11 protein-coding genes are annotated in these 13,999 nt (G+C 66.7%); 9 read left to right on the top strand and 2 right to left on the bottom strand.

The annotated features are described in order from the left end of the window. Nucleotides 1–19: 19 nt before the first annotated feature. Complete coding sequence (gene truA / locus ACOOHB_RS13790) at nucleotides 20–856, bottom strand: tRNA pseudouridine(38-40) synthase TruA (protein WP_420445412.1); 837 nt, start codon at nucleotides 854–856, stop codon at nucleotides 20–22. Between the two features lie 134 nt (nucleotides 857–990). Between truA and ACOOHB_RS13785 the strand changes: the two genes are divergently transcribed. The 7 genes from ACOOHB_RS13785 (at nucleotide 991) to ACOOHB_RS13755 (ending at nucleotide 8,715) form a co-directional block, all read left to right on the top strand. After that, nucleotides 991–2,394 (top strand): AAA family ATPase, encoded by a 1,404-nt coding sequence (locus tag ACOOHB_RS13785; protein WP_420445411.1) that lies wholly within the window; start codon nucleotides 991–993, stop codon nucleotides 2,392–2,394. Between the two features lie 3 nt (nucleotides 2,395–2,397). Further along, complete coding sequence (locus tag ACOOHB_RS13780; RefSeq protein WP_420445410.1) at nucleotides 2,398–2,889, top strand: hypothetical protein; 492 nt, start codon at nucleotides 2,398–2,400, stop codon at nucleotides 2,887–2,889. Between the two features lie 135 nt (nucleotides 2,890–3,024). Continuing rightward, nucleotides 3,025–4,359: an IS1380 family transposase gene (locus ACOOHB_RS13775; RefSeq protein ID WP_420445409.1), complete on the top strand. Its 1,335-nt coding sequence runs from the start codon at nucleotides 3,025–3,027 to the stop codon at nucleotides 4,357–4,359. Between the two features lie 308 nt (nucleotides 4,360–4,667). Further along, nucleotides 4,668–6,389 carry an N-acyl-D-amino-acid deacylase family protein gene (locus tag ACOOHB_RS13770; RefSeq protein ID WP_420445408.1) on the top strand — a complete coding sequence of 574 codons (1,722 nt, stop codon included), beginning with the start codon at nucleotides 4,668–4,670 and terminating at the stop codon, nucleotides 6,387–6,389. Between the two features lie 51 nt (nucleotides 6,390–6,440). Further along, nucleotides 6,441–6,887, top strand: coding sequence for a 50S ribosomal protein L13 (rplM, locus tag ACOOHB_RS13765; protein ID WP_420445407.1), 447 nt, complete (start codon nucleotides 6,441–6,443; stop codon nucleotides 6,885–6,887). Nucleotides 6,888–6,913: 26 nt separating this feature from the next. Then, nucleotides 6,914–7,306 carry a 30S ribosomal protein S9 gene (rpsI, locus tag ACOOHB_RS13760; RefSeq protein WP_420445406.1) on the top strand — a complete coding sequence of 131 codons (393 nt, stop codon included), beginning with the start codon at nucleotides 6,914–6,916 and terminating at the stop codon, nucleotides 7,304–7,306. A 14-nt stretch (nucleotides 7,307–7,320) separates the two neighbouring features. Then, nucleotides 7,321–8,715: a phosphoglucosamine mutase gene (locus tag ACOOHB_RS13755; RefSeq protein ID WP_420445405.1), complete on the top strand. Its 1,395-nt coding sequence runs from the start codon at nucleotides 7,321–7,323 to the stop codon at nucleotides 8,713–8,715. A gap of 33 nt (nucleotides 8,716–8,748) precedes the next feature. On the opposite strand, the gene ACOOHB_RS13750 is transcribed toward ACOOHB_RS13755, so the two are convergent. After that, entirely contained in the window at nucleotides 8,749–9,672 is a 924-nt protein-coding gene (locus ACOOHB_RS13750; RefSeq protein ID WP_420445404.1) for a catechol 2,3-dioxygenase, read from the bottom strand. 94 nt (nucleotides 9,673–9,766) lie between these two features. On the opposite strand from ACOOHB_RS13750, the gene ACOOHB_RS13745 reads away from it, so the two are divergent. Continuing rightward, entirely contained in the window at nucleotides 9,767–13,615 is a 3,849-nt protein-coding gene (locus ACOOHB_RS13745; RefSeq protein WP_420445403.1) for an SIS domain-containing protein, read from the top strand. A 12-nt stretch (nucleotides 13,616–13,627) separates the two neighbouring features. After that, complete coding sequence (locus ACOOHB_RS13740; protein WP_420445402.1) at nucleotides 13,628–13,996, top strand: holo-ACP synthase; 369 nt, start codon at nucleotides 13,628–13,630, stop codon at nucleotides 13,994–13,996. The last annotated feature ends 3 nt before the right edge of the window (nucleotides 13,997–13,999 follow it).

The following is a 13,999-nucleotide window of genomic DNA, read 5'->3' as shown; positions in this document are numbered from 1 at the left end:
GCCGGGGGACCAGCCTCGCCTAGAACTCCTCGTCGCGGTAACGCACCGCCACGAGGGTCAACCCGTGGGGCGGTGCGATCGGCGCGGCCGCGTCCCGGTGGCGCGCAGCCAGCACGGCGGGCACGTCGTCGGCTGAGCGATCGCCGCGGCCAACTGCGACGCACTGCCCCACGATGGCCCGCACCATCTGGTGACAGAAGGCGTTCGCTTCAATCTCGAACAGCAACTGTGCGCCTTCAGCCGACCAGAGCGCCTGCGTCACGGTCCGCACCAGCGACGCGTCGGGACGATCCTTCGGCCGGCGGCAGAACGATGTGAAGTCGTGCTCGCCGACAAGCTGGCGGGCCGCAGCGTTCATGCGGTCGACGTCGAGGCGCTGGGGCACATGCCATTCGAGGTCGGCGTAGCGCGGGTCGAGGCGGGCCGCATTGCAGATGCGGTACTCATAAGCCCGGGCCTCGGCTGAGTGACGCGCATCGAAGCTGTCTGGGGCCACCGCAGCAGCCGTCACGGCAATCTCAGGATTCAGCATCCGGTTCAGCGAAGCCGCGAGGCGATCCAGCCGATCTCCAGGCTGACTATCGCCGATTCGGCGCAGCCCCTCGCTCTCGATCTTGAACGACACCACCTGACCTGTCGCGTGAACTCCCGCGTCGGTGCGACCTGCAACGGCCACCGGGGGCGCCTCGCCGAGGACCCGCTCCAGCGCCGCGCTGAGATCGCCCGCAACCGTGCGCACGCCTTCATTGGCGGCGAAGCCACGAAACCCGGTGCCGCGGTAGGAGAGATCCAGCCGCACCGTGCATTCGAAGGTTTCGTCTGGACAACTCGTCGGCTCGATGCGATGCGTCGCCATCGGACGAACGGTAACTCCCGTCCGAGCGCAACCTTCTACCGGCCAAGAATTCGTCAACGACAGCACGCGGGATGGCCGTATGGTGGGCGACTGAAGGCCTTGAAACGGCGACGGCCAGTAGCAATGAGCGAGCCATGAGATCGATCACGCTTCGCAACTACCGCTGCTTCGGCGACGAGCCGCAGACGGCGCGACTGGCGCCTCTCACCCTCCTCGTCGGAGAGAACAGCAGCGGCAAGACCTCGCTCATGGCCATGGTCCGTGCCCTCTGGGATGTCGCCTACGACAACCGTGTGCCCGACTTCAAGCAAGAGCCGTACGACCTCGGAAGCTTCGATGAGATTGCGCACCACCGCGGCGCGCGCGGCGGTCGGGCACAGTCGTTCGAAGCGGGATTCGAGACGGATTTGACACGTGGTAAGCGGAACGGCGCCAGTGAGGGCCCGCTCCGCTTCCGAGCGACGTTTGAGGCGCAGTGGTCAGCGCCGACGGTGAGCAGCAGACTCTTGGAGCGCGGGGGCTACGCGCTACTTCACGACATCAGCGACGGCGAATCCGAATGCGTCGAAATCAGCACACCGCGCGGCAGGTGGCGATGTCGGACACAGACTTCGCGCCAGCCGGTACGAGCAGCCGCAGCATCGGAGGCACTGTCGCCTATTGAGAGTTTGCTCTTTCGATTTCAGTTCGCGTTGCACGAAGGAGTTCGCGACGACTGGAAGATCGAGCCGCTTGACGGCGCCCCTGAACTTTCTGACACCGACGTGACCGGACTCAATCAGGCTTTGTCTCTACCCGGTTCCCGTCATCGTGGAGTCCGACACGGCCGTGTCGAGCGTCCCTTCGCTAGCGCACCCGTTCGGTCGCAACCTAGGCGCACCTATGACCCTGTTCGTGTCTACTCAGATGCGTTCGGTGACAATGTTCCGACCTATCTGGCGCAACTCGCCTTACGAGAGCCCGCATCGTGGGCTGAATTGAAGGAGCGACTCGAAGCCTTCGGTCACGACGCAGAGCTCTTTGACGAAATCCGGGTTCGACGTCTAGGCCAGACCGATGTAGACCCATTCCAAGTCCAAGTGCGAAAGTTTGGCAAGGGTGTGAAGGGGCCGTACAGGAACCTGGTCGATGTTGGCTACGGCATCAGCCAGGTGCTTCCAGTGGTGACCGAGATGCTCAGAGTCGGCGGGTCGAACACCCTGCTGCTCCAGCAGCCCGAAGTGCATCTGCATCCGAGCGCCCAAGCTGCACTGGGAAGCCTGTTGTGTCAGATGGTTCTTGCAGGCAGGCAGCGCCAGACGAAGCAGCTGATCGTGGAGACCCACAGCGACTTCATCATCGACCGGGTGCGCATGGCGGTGGCCGACGAGCGGCACGACCTAAGTCCCGCCGATGTGTCGATCGTCTACTTCGAGCGACGCGGTCTAGATTCCCGCCTTCACTCCATTTCGGTGGATCACATCGGCAATATCGAGGGAGCGCCACCTGACTACCGACAGTTTTTCTTGAGAGAACTACAGCGTTCGTTGAGCTTCTGAGCGGTGTGCGCGATACTCGACGCAAACGTCGTCAGTGAGCTCTGGGAGGCAAGCGGCACGCCTGCTGGTCAAGGCTTCCGACTCGCTGTTGAAAGCGGTCGGGTTCGTCTCGTTGTGGCCGGCAGCCAGCTCAAGAGTGAACTCGATGCGGCCAGCAGGCGCATGGGTCCCTGGCTTCAGCAACTGCGTCTGAGCGGCAAGTTGTCCAAGCCCGATGATGCTCTCGACGGCCGAGTAGATAGCTGCACCGAAGAGGTGAGGGCACGACCACCGAATGGCGCCGACGCCTGCACGTCCGATGATCACCACATCATTGCGCTAGCGCAGCTGTCGGGGGCACGCCTGCTGTATACGAACGACCAGAAGCTCACGAGTGACTTCGGGAACAACCGACTCATCGATGCACCGCGAGGCAAGATCTATTCCACACGCGTCACGGCTGATTTCTCGCCCGCCCGTAAGCGGTTGCTTGCTCGTGCCGATCTCTGCCACTAGCCCTGATTATTCACGAGTCGGGCGGACTGGTTTGTCTGGGTCCGCGGAAAAGCCCCTCTGACCTGCGACGATACGTGTCTGCAATGAACGCATCCGCGAGTTCAGGGGGGCATCTCCGAGGTGAAACTTAGCAGTGTGACAAACGCGCGTCTGGCAGGCGGCGGGGACCGTGTCGTGTGGGGCGCGGGGTTGTTCGCTCTGGGCGGGTTCGCGGACCGTGTCGGGCTGACCGAGGCGCTGTCGGCCGCGGTTCCCCCACGCGGCGAGCGCGCCCCGGTTCATGACCGGGGCCGGGTGCTGGTCCATGCGTTGTTGATGCTGGCCGGCGGCGGTGAGGCGTGCACCGACATCGAGCATCTGCGTGCTCAGCGGGAGCTGTTCGGCGACGTCGCGTCGGACTCGACGCTGTACCGCACCCTCACGGGCCTGGGCGCGAGCGGCGCCGCGGCGCTTTTGGGCGCGGCCGCAGCGGTGCGCGAGCCGTTGTGGGCCTCCGCCGACCGCAGCAGGCCGCTGGTGGTCGACATCGACTCGACATTGGTGGAGGTCCACTCGGAGAACAAGGCCGGAGCTGCGCCGCATTACAAGGGCGGGTTCGGGTTCCATCCGATGATCTGCTCCACCGCGCAGGGGGAGCCGCTGTGGCTAAAGCAGCGGCCGGGCAACGCCGCCGCGAACCACATCGGCGATCATCTCGAAGTGCTCGACGCCGCGGTGGCGATGCTGCCCGCGCCTGACGCCGCAGGGCACCGCGAAGGCGACGACCCCGACCTCGTGGAGCGTCCGCTGGTGGTGCGCATCGACACCGGGGGATGCTCAGCGAAACTCGCCGAAGGGCTGCGGGACCGCAGCATCGGCTATGCGATCTCGGCGCGGTCCGCCCCAGCCATCCAAGCCGCGATCCGCGGCGCCTTGGGCGAGCCGGGCCGCTGGCACAACGCCCCAAAGCGCCCCGATCAGCGCAAACGGCGCGGCGCTCAGGTCGCGGAGCTCACCGATCTGGCGGACCTGTCGGGCTGGCCCGAGCGCACCCGGCTCGTGGTGCGCCGCGAGCCGCTGCACCCCGGAGCGCAGCGCAGCCTGTTCCCCAGCGAGAACTTCCGCTACTGGGGGTTCTACACCGACCAGACCGGCCACCCCGCACAGCTGGACAAGCTGATGCGCTCACACGCCGACATCGAGGACGCCGTGCGCCGGCTCAAAGACAGCGGCCTTGCGCGCATGCCGTTCACCGACTGGCACGCGAACAGCACCTGGGCCGTCATGTGCATGACCGGCCTCGCGCTCGTGGGATGGTTCCAAACAGCCTGCCTCACCGGCGCGCTCGCCAAAGCGGCCCCCAAACGGCTCCGCTGGCAGCTATGGCACCTTCCCGCCCTGGTGTGCCACAGCGCACGGCGCGTCCTATTGCGGCTGCCCGAACAGCACCCCGGCGCCCGAGCACTGCTCGCCATCGCCCACCCCCGCTGAACCCCCAGCCGACCAGTTCCGCGCCACGCCCGCCGCAGCGGGACAGCCCCGCCACGCCCGCACCCCCACCCGGTCCCGCCCGCGCACCAAAACCGAGCCCAACCGCTCCCCCCCGACGGCCCCGCCGACACCCAAACAGCCCCACACCGCCAAACAAGGCCCACAACACGCCAAAAAGACGACCAGCAGAATTCTCATGAATAATCAGGGCTAGTAGTTCATCGGCGATAGTCGAGGCGGCACGGTAACTTCGCCATCAGCTACGCGGGACCGGCTCATGGGGGCCATCCGCTAGGGGGACGGGGCAGATGCTCGATATCAGGATTGCGGGCGGCACTGTGGTGGACGGCACTGGCGCACCGCGCCAGCAGGCCGACATCGGCATTCGAGACGGCCGCATCGTGGCCATCGGCGACGAGGCGGTGCGCGCGGCGGGCACTGCTGAGCGAACCATCGACGCCGCCGGCATGGTCGTCGCACCCGGCTTCGTCGACATCCACACGCACTTCGATGCTCAGGTGTTCTGGGACACGACGCTGTCGCCCTCGCCGCTGCACGGCGTGACCACGGTCATCGGCGGCAACTGCGGCTTCACGATCGCTCCGCTCGAGCCACAGCACGGCGACTACCTCATGCGGATGCTCGCCCGAGTGGAGGGCATGCCGCTGGCGTCGTTGCAACAAGGCGTCCCCTGGGACTGGCGCACCTTCGGCGAGTACCTCGACGCCATCGACGGCACGCTGATGCCCAACGCCGGTTTCCTGGTGGGCCACAGTGCACTGAGGCGTGTGGTGATGGGGGAGCGCTCCGTGGGCCAGGCAGCCACGCCCGCCGACCTCGCTGCCATGAAGGCGATGCTGGCGCAGAGCATCGACGCCGGAGGCCTGGGCTTCAGTTCGTCATGGGCGAAGACCCATAACGACGCAGACGGGGAAGGCGTGCCGTCTCGTCACGCAAATCCCGCGGAGCTGATCGAGCTGTGCTCGGTGCTGCGCGACAGTCCCGCCGTAGCAATCGAGTTCATCCCGACTATCGAACGCTTCGACACCGACGTCTACCAGTTGCTCACCGACATGTCGGTGGCGGCGGACCGGCCGCTCAACTGGAACGTGATCTTCGCCAACGGCCGGCAACGAGACGCCATTGCGCAGAAGCTCGAAGCGGGCACCTTCGCGGCCCGCCAAGGCGGTCGTGTGGTGGCGCTCACCGCACCGATGCCCGCTGTCAGCCGTCTGTGCTTCGAGAGCGGATTCCTGCTGGACACTCTGCACGGCTGGACCGAGCCGATGGCGCTGTCGCCGTCGGAGAAGGCAGCATTGCTGGCTGATCCGCAGCGCCGCGCCGAGCTGAACGACCTGGCCCAGCAGCCGAGCGCCTTTCGGGGCCTGGCCCGCTGGGAACGTCTCACGGTCGGCGAGGTGTCCAAGCCCGAGCTTGCGCACTTTGAGGGTCGCACCATCGGCGACATCGCCGACGAGCAGGGCACGACGCCATGGGATGCGCTCTGCGAGCTGGTGGTGGCCGACGACCTCAAGACCGGCCTGTATCCCCGTGCCGCGGGTGACGACGACGACAGCTGGGCGCTGCGCCAAGAACTGTGGAACGACGACCGCTGCGTAATCGGTGCCTCCGACGCGGGAGCACACCTCGACTTTCTGGCGACGTTCAACTACTCGACGTTCCTGCTGGCCGCAGCTCGGGACCGCGAGATGCTCGAACTTGAGGACGCCATCCACAAGCTGACCGACATCCCGGCTCGCCTCTACGGCCTTGCGGGGCGGGGTCGAATCGAGAACGGCTGGCATGCCGATGTCGTTGTGTTCGATCCGGATTCGGTTGGTCCGAAGCCCATTGAGGTGCGCGAGGATCTGCCCGGCGGTGCGTGGCGCCTGTACGGCGAGGCTGACGGCATCAACACGGTCCTCATCAATGGCGAGGTGGCTGTCAGCGGCGGCGAGTTCACCGATGCCCGTCCCGGAACCTTGCTGCGGGCCGGCCGAGATACTGACCCGGTGACGGCAACTGGCTGAGCGCCGGTAGCCTCCTGAGGTCTCATCGGCGACCCCAAGCGGAGCTCCAGCGTGCGCACCTACGCCCCCAAAGCATCTGAGATCGAGCGCGCTTGGTTCGTCGTTGATGCCGAAGGCATGGTGCTCGGCCGGATGGCCACCGAGGTGGCCAGAATTCTGCGCGGCAAGCACAAGCCGACCTTCGCCCCGTACATCGACTGCGGCGACCACGTCGTGGTCGTGAACGCCGAAAAGGTCGTGCTGACCGGCGACAAGGCGACGCAGAAGCTCGTGCACCGCCATTCGGGTTACCCCGGCGGTCTGCACAGCGAGAAGTACGGTGACCTGCTGGCCCGCCGCCCAGCCGACGCCATCCGGCGCTCCATTCGCGGAATGCTGCCGCACAATCGTCTCGGCCGGGCCCAGCTGCGCAAGCTGAAGGTGTACGCCGGACCAGATCATCCCCACGCCGCCCAGCAGCCCGAACCGCTGCAATTGCCTGGCGCCTCCGCGCGCTGAGGCCCCAAACCAAACACGGAGAGTTCGTGCCCGTACCGCTGACGCAAACTACCGGCCGCCGCAAGCGCGCCGTCGCCCGGGTGAGGTTTCAATCCGGCGGCGGCAACATTCGCGTGAACGGTCGCCCGTTCGACGAGTACTTCACCTCGTCGGTGCACCGCATGAACATCACTGAGCCGCTGCGGCTCACCGAGACCAACGAGAGTTACGACGTCGACGCCACTGTCGACGGCGGCGGTGTGGCCGGCCAGGCGGGTGCGCTGCGGCTGGGTATTGCCCGCTCGTTGCTGGTGATGGATCCCGAGATGCGGCCGACCCTCAAGTCCGCCGGGATGCTCCAACGCGACGACCGCAAGAAGGAATCCAAGAAATACGGCCTCAAGAAGGCCCGCAAGGCGCCCCAATATTCCAAGCGATAGCAGCTAAGCCTGGCGTGATACCCACCTTCGGAACCGACGGCGTTCGAGGGCTGGCATTCGAAGAACTTGACGAAGTTGTCGCGCACGCCATCGGGCGTGCGGCCAGCCAGGCGCTCTCGGCGGGCGCGAGCGGCGTTCGTTGGGTCGTAGGCCGTGATACACGAGAGTCGGGGCCGGCACTGGTCGGCGCGCTGGCTGCCGGACTTCGTGCGACGCGTGCCGAGGTTGTCGATCTGGGCGTTGTGCCCACGCCGGTCGTGGCCTTCGCAGCCGGACAGCTGGGGACTGCCGGGGCGATGGTCTCCGCGTCGCACAATCCATGGACTGACAACGGCGTGAAGCTGTTCGCCCCGGGCGGCACAAAGCTCGGCGATGACGCTCAGTCAGCCGTGACGCACCACCTCGACCGCATGGGACTCACTCACGGCGACCGCCCATCAGCTTCCGATGTTGCCCGGCGGAGCAGTCTCGCCAGCGCAGAGGTCGGAGTTGCTCCGACCGGCGCGACGGGTCGGGTGCTTGCTGCGTACGAGATGTCGCTGCGCGAGGCCATCGAAGGGCGCACGCTCGACGGCCTCCGCCTTGTCGTGGACGGCGCCAACGGGGCCAGCGCCTCGCTCGCGCCTGCGGTCCTGCGACGGTTGGGGGCACAGGTCACGGCGCTGTTCTGTGAGCCCAGCGGTCGCAACATCAACGACGGCTGCGGCTCGGTGAATCCGGCTGCGCTCCAGGCGTCGGTGGCCGAGCAGGGAGCGGACCTCGGGTTGGCATTCGACGGCGACGGTGACCGGCTGATCGCCGTGGGCAGCGATGGACGCCTCATTGACGGCGATCGCCAGATGGTGCTGTTCGCGTTGGATATGGCCGAGCGCGGCCTGCTTGAGGGCAACACGCTCGTCGTCACCGTGATGTCCAACCTGGGGCTGCGCCGGGCCATGGCCTCCGCTGGCATCGAGGTGATCGAGACCGCAGTGGGGGACCGTGCTGTGCTTGAAGCGCTGGACTCCGGTGGCTACAGCCTTGGGGGCGAGCAGTCAGGCCACGTGGTCTTTCGTCACGAGGCCACGACCGGTGACGGGCTGCGCAGCGCAGTCCATCTGGCCGACCTCGTCATACGCCGCGGTATGGCCGGCTCACCTGTCCGTTCGAGCAGTGATCTTGGGGGCGCGGCGATGCAGAGCGCTCCGCAGGTGCTGCTCAATGTGCCAGCCAGCGCAGGGTCCTTGTCCGACGAGACCCTTCGCTCGATCGACGCGATTGCTGCGCAAGCGGGACCCGATGTACGGGTGCTGGTGCGCCCGAGCGGCACCGAGCCGGCTATTCGTGTCATGGTCGAAGCGCCGACCGAGACCGAGGCAGCCGAGCTTGCGGACCGCCTCGTCCAGTTGGTGCAAGCGACAAACTCTTGACAACGCCGTAGTTGCGGCGGCTGCTGCGCTGGATCAGGTGTAGACGTTCAGGAACGCCTCGTTGAGCCTGCGATCGACGTAGAACACGCCCTTGCCAAGCTGCGCGGCATCCCAGGTTCGCCTCGGGTTGTCGGGGAAGTAGATGTAGCCGCCCGAGAACACCTCGTTGCGGTTGCCCGACGGATCCCAGAAGTAGATCGTCTGGCCGCGGGTGATGCCGTGCCGGGTCGGGCCGATGTCAACGGGGACGTCGTACCGGCTCATGACATCGCCAGCGTGGGCGACGTCGTTCCAGCTCTCCAAATAGAACGACACGTGGTGGAAGATGCCCGGGTCGTCGTGGTGAACGAATGCCACGTCGTGGGCTTTGCTGGCGCACGTGAGGAACGGCGCTATGTAGGAGCCGTCAGGTGCGATCACCACTTCGGCAAGCTCGAAGCCGAGTACCTCGGTGAACAGTTCGACGGTCTCGGCGATGTTCGGCCCGTACAGCAGGCAGTGGTCCATGCGGGTGGCCCGCATGCCCCGGGGCTCGGAGTCCCACACGTCAGGGTTGTGCGTAGGCGGCGTCCGCTCCGCGATCGCCATCTCGGAATAGAGGTGGATGGTGTGCCCTGCCGGGATCGTGAAGCTGACGACGCGACCCAGTGCGGGTTGCGAGCCCGCCTCGAGGTGGTCGACCGCCACGCCGTGGCTGTAGAGCTTGTCGGTGAGCTCGGTCAGGTCGTCGTCGTTGCGCACCTTGAAGCCCATGAAGTCCAAGCCGGGCTCATCAGCGGGTCGCAGGATGACGCTGTGATGGTCGAACTCGTCGTATGCCTTCAGATAGACACGACCGTCCTCGCCGGTGTGCACCACGGACAAGCCGATTCGATCTCGGTAGTGAACGATGCTGGCATCCATGTCAGTGACGCGAACCTGCACGTACCCAGCTCGCATGACGCCCGTAATGGCCATGGCGAGACCCCCCTGTGAGTTGCTGCCGCCTATCTAATCACGCAACCCAAACCCCCGCCGCCGGCCGACCCGCACCGGGCGGGGCGGTGTCCGGGTGCTCGGTACCCTCGCTGGTGTGTGCGGGATTGTGGCCGTCATCGGGCGCCGTGACGACCGGGATGCGCTGGAAGCGTCAGCTGTCGTACCGCTGCTGGCTGACGCAGCGGCCCTGCTTGCTGCGGTAACAACTGACGACGCCTCGACCGCCGATTCTGACGGCCGCGACCTCGCCGAGCAGCTTGAAGCTGCCGCAGCCTTGCTGCGAGAGGCCGACGAGGCACTGCGATCGCTGCCGGGAGTCCGCCTGCTGATCGATGATGCCAAGTGTGTGCTCGACATCGAAGCCGCTCTGGCGACCGTGGATGCGTACATCGCCGAAATCGACGGGGCTGTCGATGCGGGAGCTGTACTGGCTGACGCTCAGGACGAGCAAGCGAGCGAGCTTGACGGCGCGGGCGCTCGCATCGAACGCATCAACGCCGCCTTGGGCGAACTGACCGACCACGCCTTCGCGTTACGACGCGATCGCCTGCGGATGGCCCGGGAGCTCTTCGGGCTGTGGGGTGGCACGCCGCCTTCGAACGCCGTCGGCGGGCTCTGGCCTGTCCAGGTGGCGCTGTCCGCCCTTGACCGGCTCGAGGTGCGAGGCCGGGATTCGGCCGGCTTGCAGGTGTTCGTGCGGGGGGCGAGCCTCGATGCGGATGCCGAGGGCGCCACTGCGGGCTCTCACGGAGTGCGACTGGAAGATCCGCTCTTCGGCGCCGACGCGGTGCGGAACACCCCCGATGGGCTCGCATTCGTCTACAAGACCGCCTCGGAAATCGGTGAGCTGGGTGACAACACCACGGCGCTGCGTTCGCAGATCCGCCAAGACAGCCTGCTGCGCTGGGCGTTGTGCGTCGACGGTGCCGAGGTGGTGGTGGTGAGCCACACCCGCTGGGCCAGCATCGGCATCGTCTCGGTCCCCAATACCCACCCGCTCGATGCCTGGACCGGATCGGGCGACCGCAGCCACGTGGCCGCTGTGCTCAACGGTGATGTCGACAACTACGCCGACCTGATCGCGCAGCGTCGCCTGTCGATTGCGCCTGAGATCACCACCGACGCCAAGGTCATTCCCGCGATGTTGCGCCAAGCGTTCGCGCCAAGAGGCGACTCCGCTGGGTCAGCGCAGCTTCGGCAAGCCTTCGCTGATGCCGCCAGCAGCTTCGAGGGTTCGGTCGCGATTGCGGCGCACACCTCAGAGGTGCCCGATGTTGTGGCGTTGGCATTGCGGGGCAGCGGGCAGGCGCTCTATGTCGGTGCGGCGGGGCAGTCGTACGTGGTTGCCAGCGAGCCGTACGGCCTGGTCGAGGAATGCCGCCAGTACATGCGCCTCGACGGCGAGACCCCATCCGATCCGGCAAACCCCGTCGGCAGCCGGGGCCAGATCATGCTGGTCGGCACGCCGCCTCCGACAGCGGCTGGCAAGCCCACAGCGGCTGAGTTCACTGCCCTACGACGTTTCTCCTATGACGGCACCGAATTGCCTGTCGAACCGGGCGACATCGTCACGGCCGAGGTGACCACCCGCGACATCGACCGGGGCGACAACCCGCACTTCCTGCTGAAGGAGATCCGCGAGGCGCCTAGGTCGCTTCGGGCCACATTGCGTGGCCGCATAGAGACAGCCACATTGCGTGGCCGCATAGAGACAGCCACATTGCGTGGCCGCATAGAGACAGCCAACGAGTTGCTGCATTCCCGTCTCGGTCCCGACGTGCTGCCGGCTGACGTGCGAGACCGTCTGCGTGACGGCTCTATCCGCCGGGTCGTTGCCATCGGCCAAGGAACTGCGGCCGTGGCCGCGGCGTCGCTGCCGCACTTTTGCGAGACGTTGCTCGAACCGTCGCGCCGCCAACCAAATCTCGAAACCGTGGCATCGCTCGCCACCGAGCTCAGCGGTTTCGGCCTGCGCTCGGACCTGTCGGACACGCTCGTCGTGGCAGTCAGCCAATCGGGCACCACCACCGATACGAATCGCACCGTCGACTTGGCGCGTTCGCGGGGAGCAACGGTTATTGCCATTGTGAACCGGCGCGGCAGCGACCTGACTGACCGATCCGACGGCGTGCTCTACACGTCGGACGGGCGCGACGTCGAGATGTCGGTGGCGTCCACCAAGACGTTCTACGCACAGGTTGCGGCCTGCGCGCTGCTCGCCGCCGCCATTGCCGCAGAGGTTCGCCCTGACGACGCCCAAACGGCGCGTGCCATCAGCGAACTGCTCGGTGCTCTGGGCGAGCTGCCGGCGGCGCTCGAGGTGGTGTTGGCGTCACACGACGAGATCGCTCGGATCGCCCGTCGCCACGTAGGCACCCACCGCCACTGGGCAGTGGTGGGTAACGGCCCCAACCGGATCGCATCGCGTGAGATCCGCATCAAGCTCTCCGAGGTCTGCTACCACGCCGTTGCCGAGGACAGCACCGAGGACAAGAAGCACATCGATCTCTCGTGTGAGCCGCTCATCTGGGTGTGCGCTACGGGGCTCAGCGGCTCGGTCGCCGCCGACGCTGCCAAGGAGGTGGCGATCTACCGAGCGCACCGGGCCACACCGATCGTCATCGCATCCGCTGGAACGGACCGCTTCGATGCGGCGGCAGAACTGCTGGAAGTTCCCGCGGTGCACCCCGCCTTGGATTTCGTCCTAGCGACGGCTGCAGGCCACCTGTACGGCTACGAGGCGGCGCTGACCATCGACGCTCTCGCTGATCCGCTGCACGAGATGCGCGCCGCGACCGAGTCGCTGCTTGCGGCCGGGGGCCGCGACGAATCGCTGCTCGCGGCCCGGGACGGCGACGAGACATTGCTCGCGGCCCCACGCACCGACGGGACTCTGCTGGGATCCCAAGGCCCCGACGACGATCTGCTCGGCTTGCTAACGGAGCGACTGCGTCCAGCGGCCAACCGCTTCCGCGACGGTGTGCGCGCCGGAAACTACGACGGCCACCTGCGGGCGGGCACTGCCGCTCGCCTCGGTGCGGTGTTGCGCTACGCAGCAGGGGTGGCACCGCTCGAGATGTACCAACTCGACATGGGCAAGGTAGGCAGACCCTCGGTCGTCATCGACGACCTCACCGATGCCCTGAACATCGCCATCGACGAGCTCACCCGGCCGATCGACACCATCAAGCACCAGGCCAAGACCGTTACGGTGGGCATCTCGCGAGCCGACGAGACACTGCTCGACTCGATGCTGGTGGCGGCGGCGCTTGAGGCTGGGGCCCCGCGGGATCGGCTGTCATACGCGACCCTGCGCACGCTGGCTGCCTTGGACCTCGCCGTTGCGGAGGTGACGGGTTGGTCGCGCTACCGCATCGAAGGCGACGTGGCTTCGGCCAGCAGTCCCGAGGTCACGATCTGGCTGACCGACCGCGGCGGCACCGCACTAGGCATCGAGTCGCGCACGGTGGCCAATCCGCAGCTGCGCGGCGGCAAGCACCGTGCCGCCTACGAGCGGGAAGTCACCGTGGCCCGCGGTAGCGATGGCCGCACGGTGCTCCACATTCCTGAGACCAAGGACGGCACAGCAACCGGGCTGACGCTGCTGCATTGCCGCTTCGTTCCGCGGCTGCGGGCGCCAGCGATGCGGGCAGTGCTGATGAGCTACCGGGGCCGCTACGGCGCGCTGGCCGACGCGGTCACCGAAACGCTGCCGTGGTTCCGTGACGACCTGCTCGGAACGCTCGACGTCTTCGATCTGCTGACCCGCCCGGTGTATGTGCTCGCGGAGCACTGGCTGGGCCAGCCGGCAACGTCCGCCGGAGGCGGAGCATCCGACACGTCCGCCGGAGGCGGAGCATCAAACACGTCCGCCGAAGGCGGAGCATCCGACACGTCTGCCGATGGCGAACCGGGTGACTAGGACCGTGATCGGGTGAGCACCGCAATCGGGCTCGACATGGTGGACGTACAGCGCTTCGCCGCTGTGCTCGAACGGCGCAGCGGCATGCGCACCCGTCTGTTCACCGAAGCGGAGCTCTCCTACGCCATGGGAACGGTGGATCCCGACACGCGCCTCGCCGCTCGGTTTGCTGCGAAGGAAGCAGTGATGAAGGTGCTGGGAATCGGCCTGGGCGCCTGCCGCTTCCGCGACATTGAAGTGGCACGCCACCCCGGAGGCCGCCCCGAACTGGTGCTGCGAGGACTTGCGGCCGAGCGGGCGGCAGCTGCAGGACTGTCTGACTGGCAGGTCACGCTCACTCACACCGACTCGGTGGCAGCGGCCATGGTGCTGGCGCAATGAGCG

The organism is Candidatus Poriferisodalis sp. (assembly GCF_965215815.1).
Taxonomy (GTDB): domain Bacteria; phylum Actinomycetota; class Acidimicrobiia; order Acidimicrobiales; family Poriferisodalaceae; genus Poriferisodalis.
This window is presented reverse-complemented; position numbering and strand designations above follow the sequence as displayed.

Excerpts from the sequence above, each read along its gene's own strand:
- ACOOHB_RS13785 (WP_420445411.1), top strand. The coding sequence starts at position 991 with ATGAGATCGATCACGCTTCGCAACTACCGCTGCTTCGGCGACGAGCCG.
- ACOOHB_RS13770 (WP_420445408.1), top strand. The coding sequence starts at position 4,668 with ATGCTCGATATCAGGATTGCGGGCGGCACTGTGGTGGACGGCACTGGC.
- truA (WP_420445412.1), bottom strand. The coding sequence starts at position 856 with ATGGCGACGCATCGCATCGAGCCGACGAGTTGTCCAGACGAAACCTTC.
- ACOOHB_RS13750 (WP_420445404.1), bottom strand. The coding sequence starts at position 9,672 with ATGGCCATTACGGGCGTCATGCGAGCTGGGTACGTGCAGGTTCGCGTC.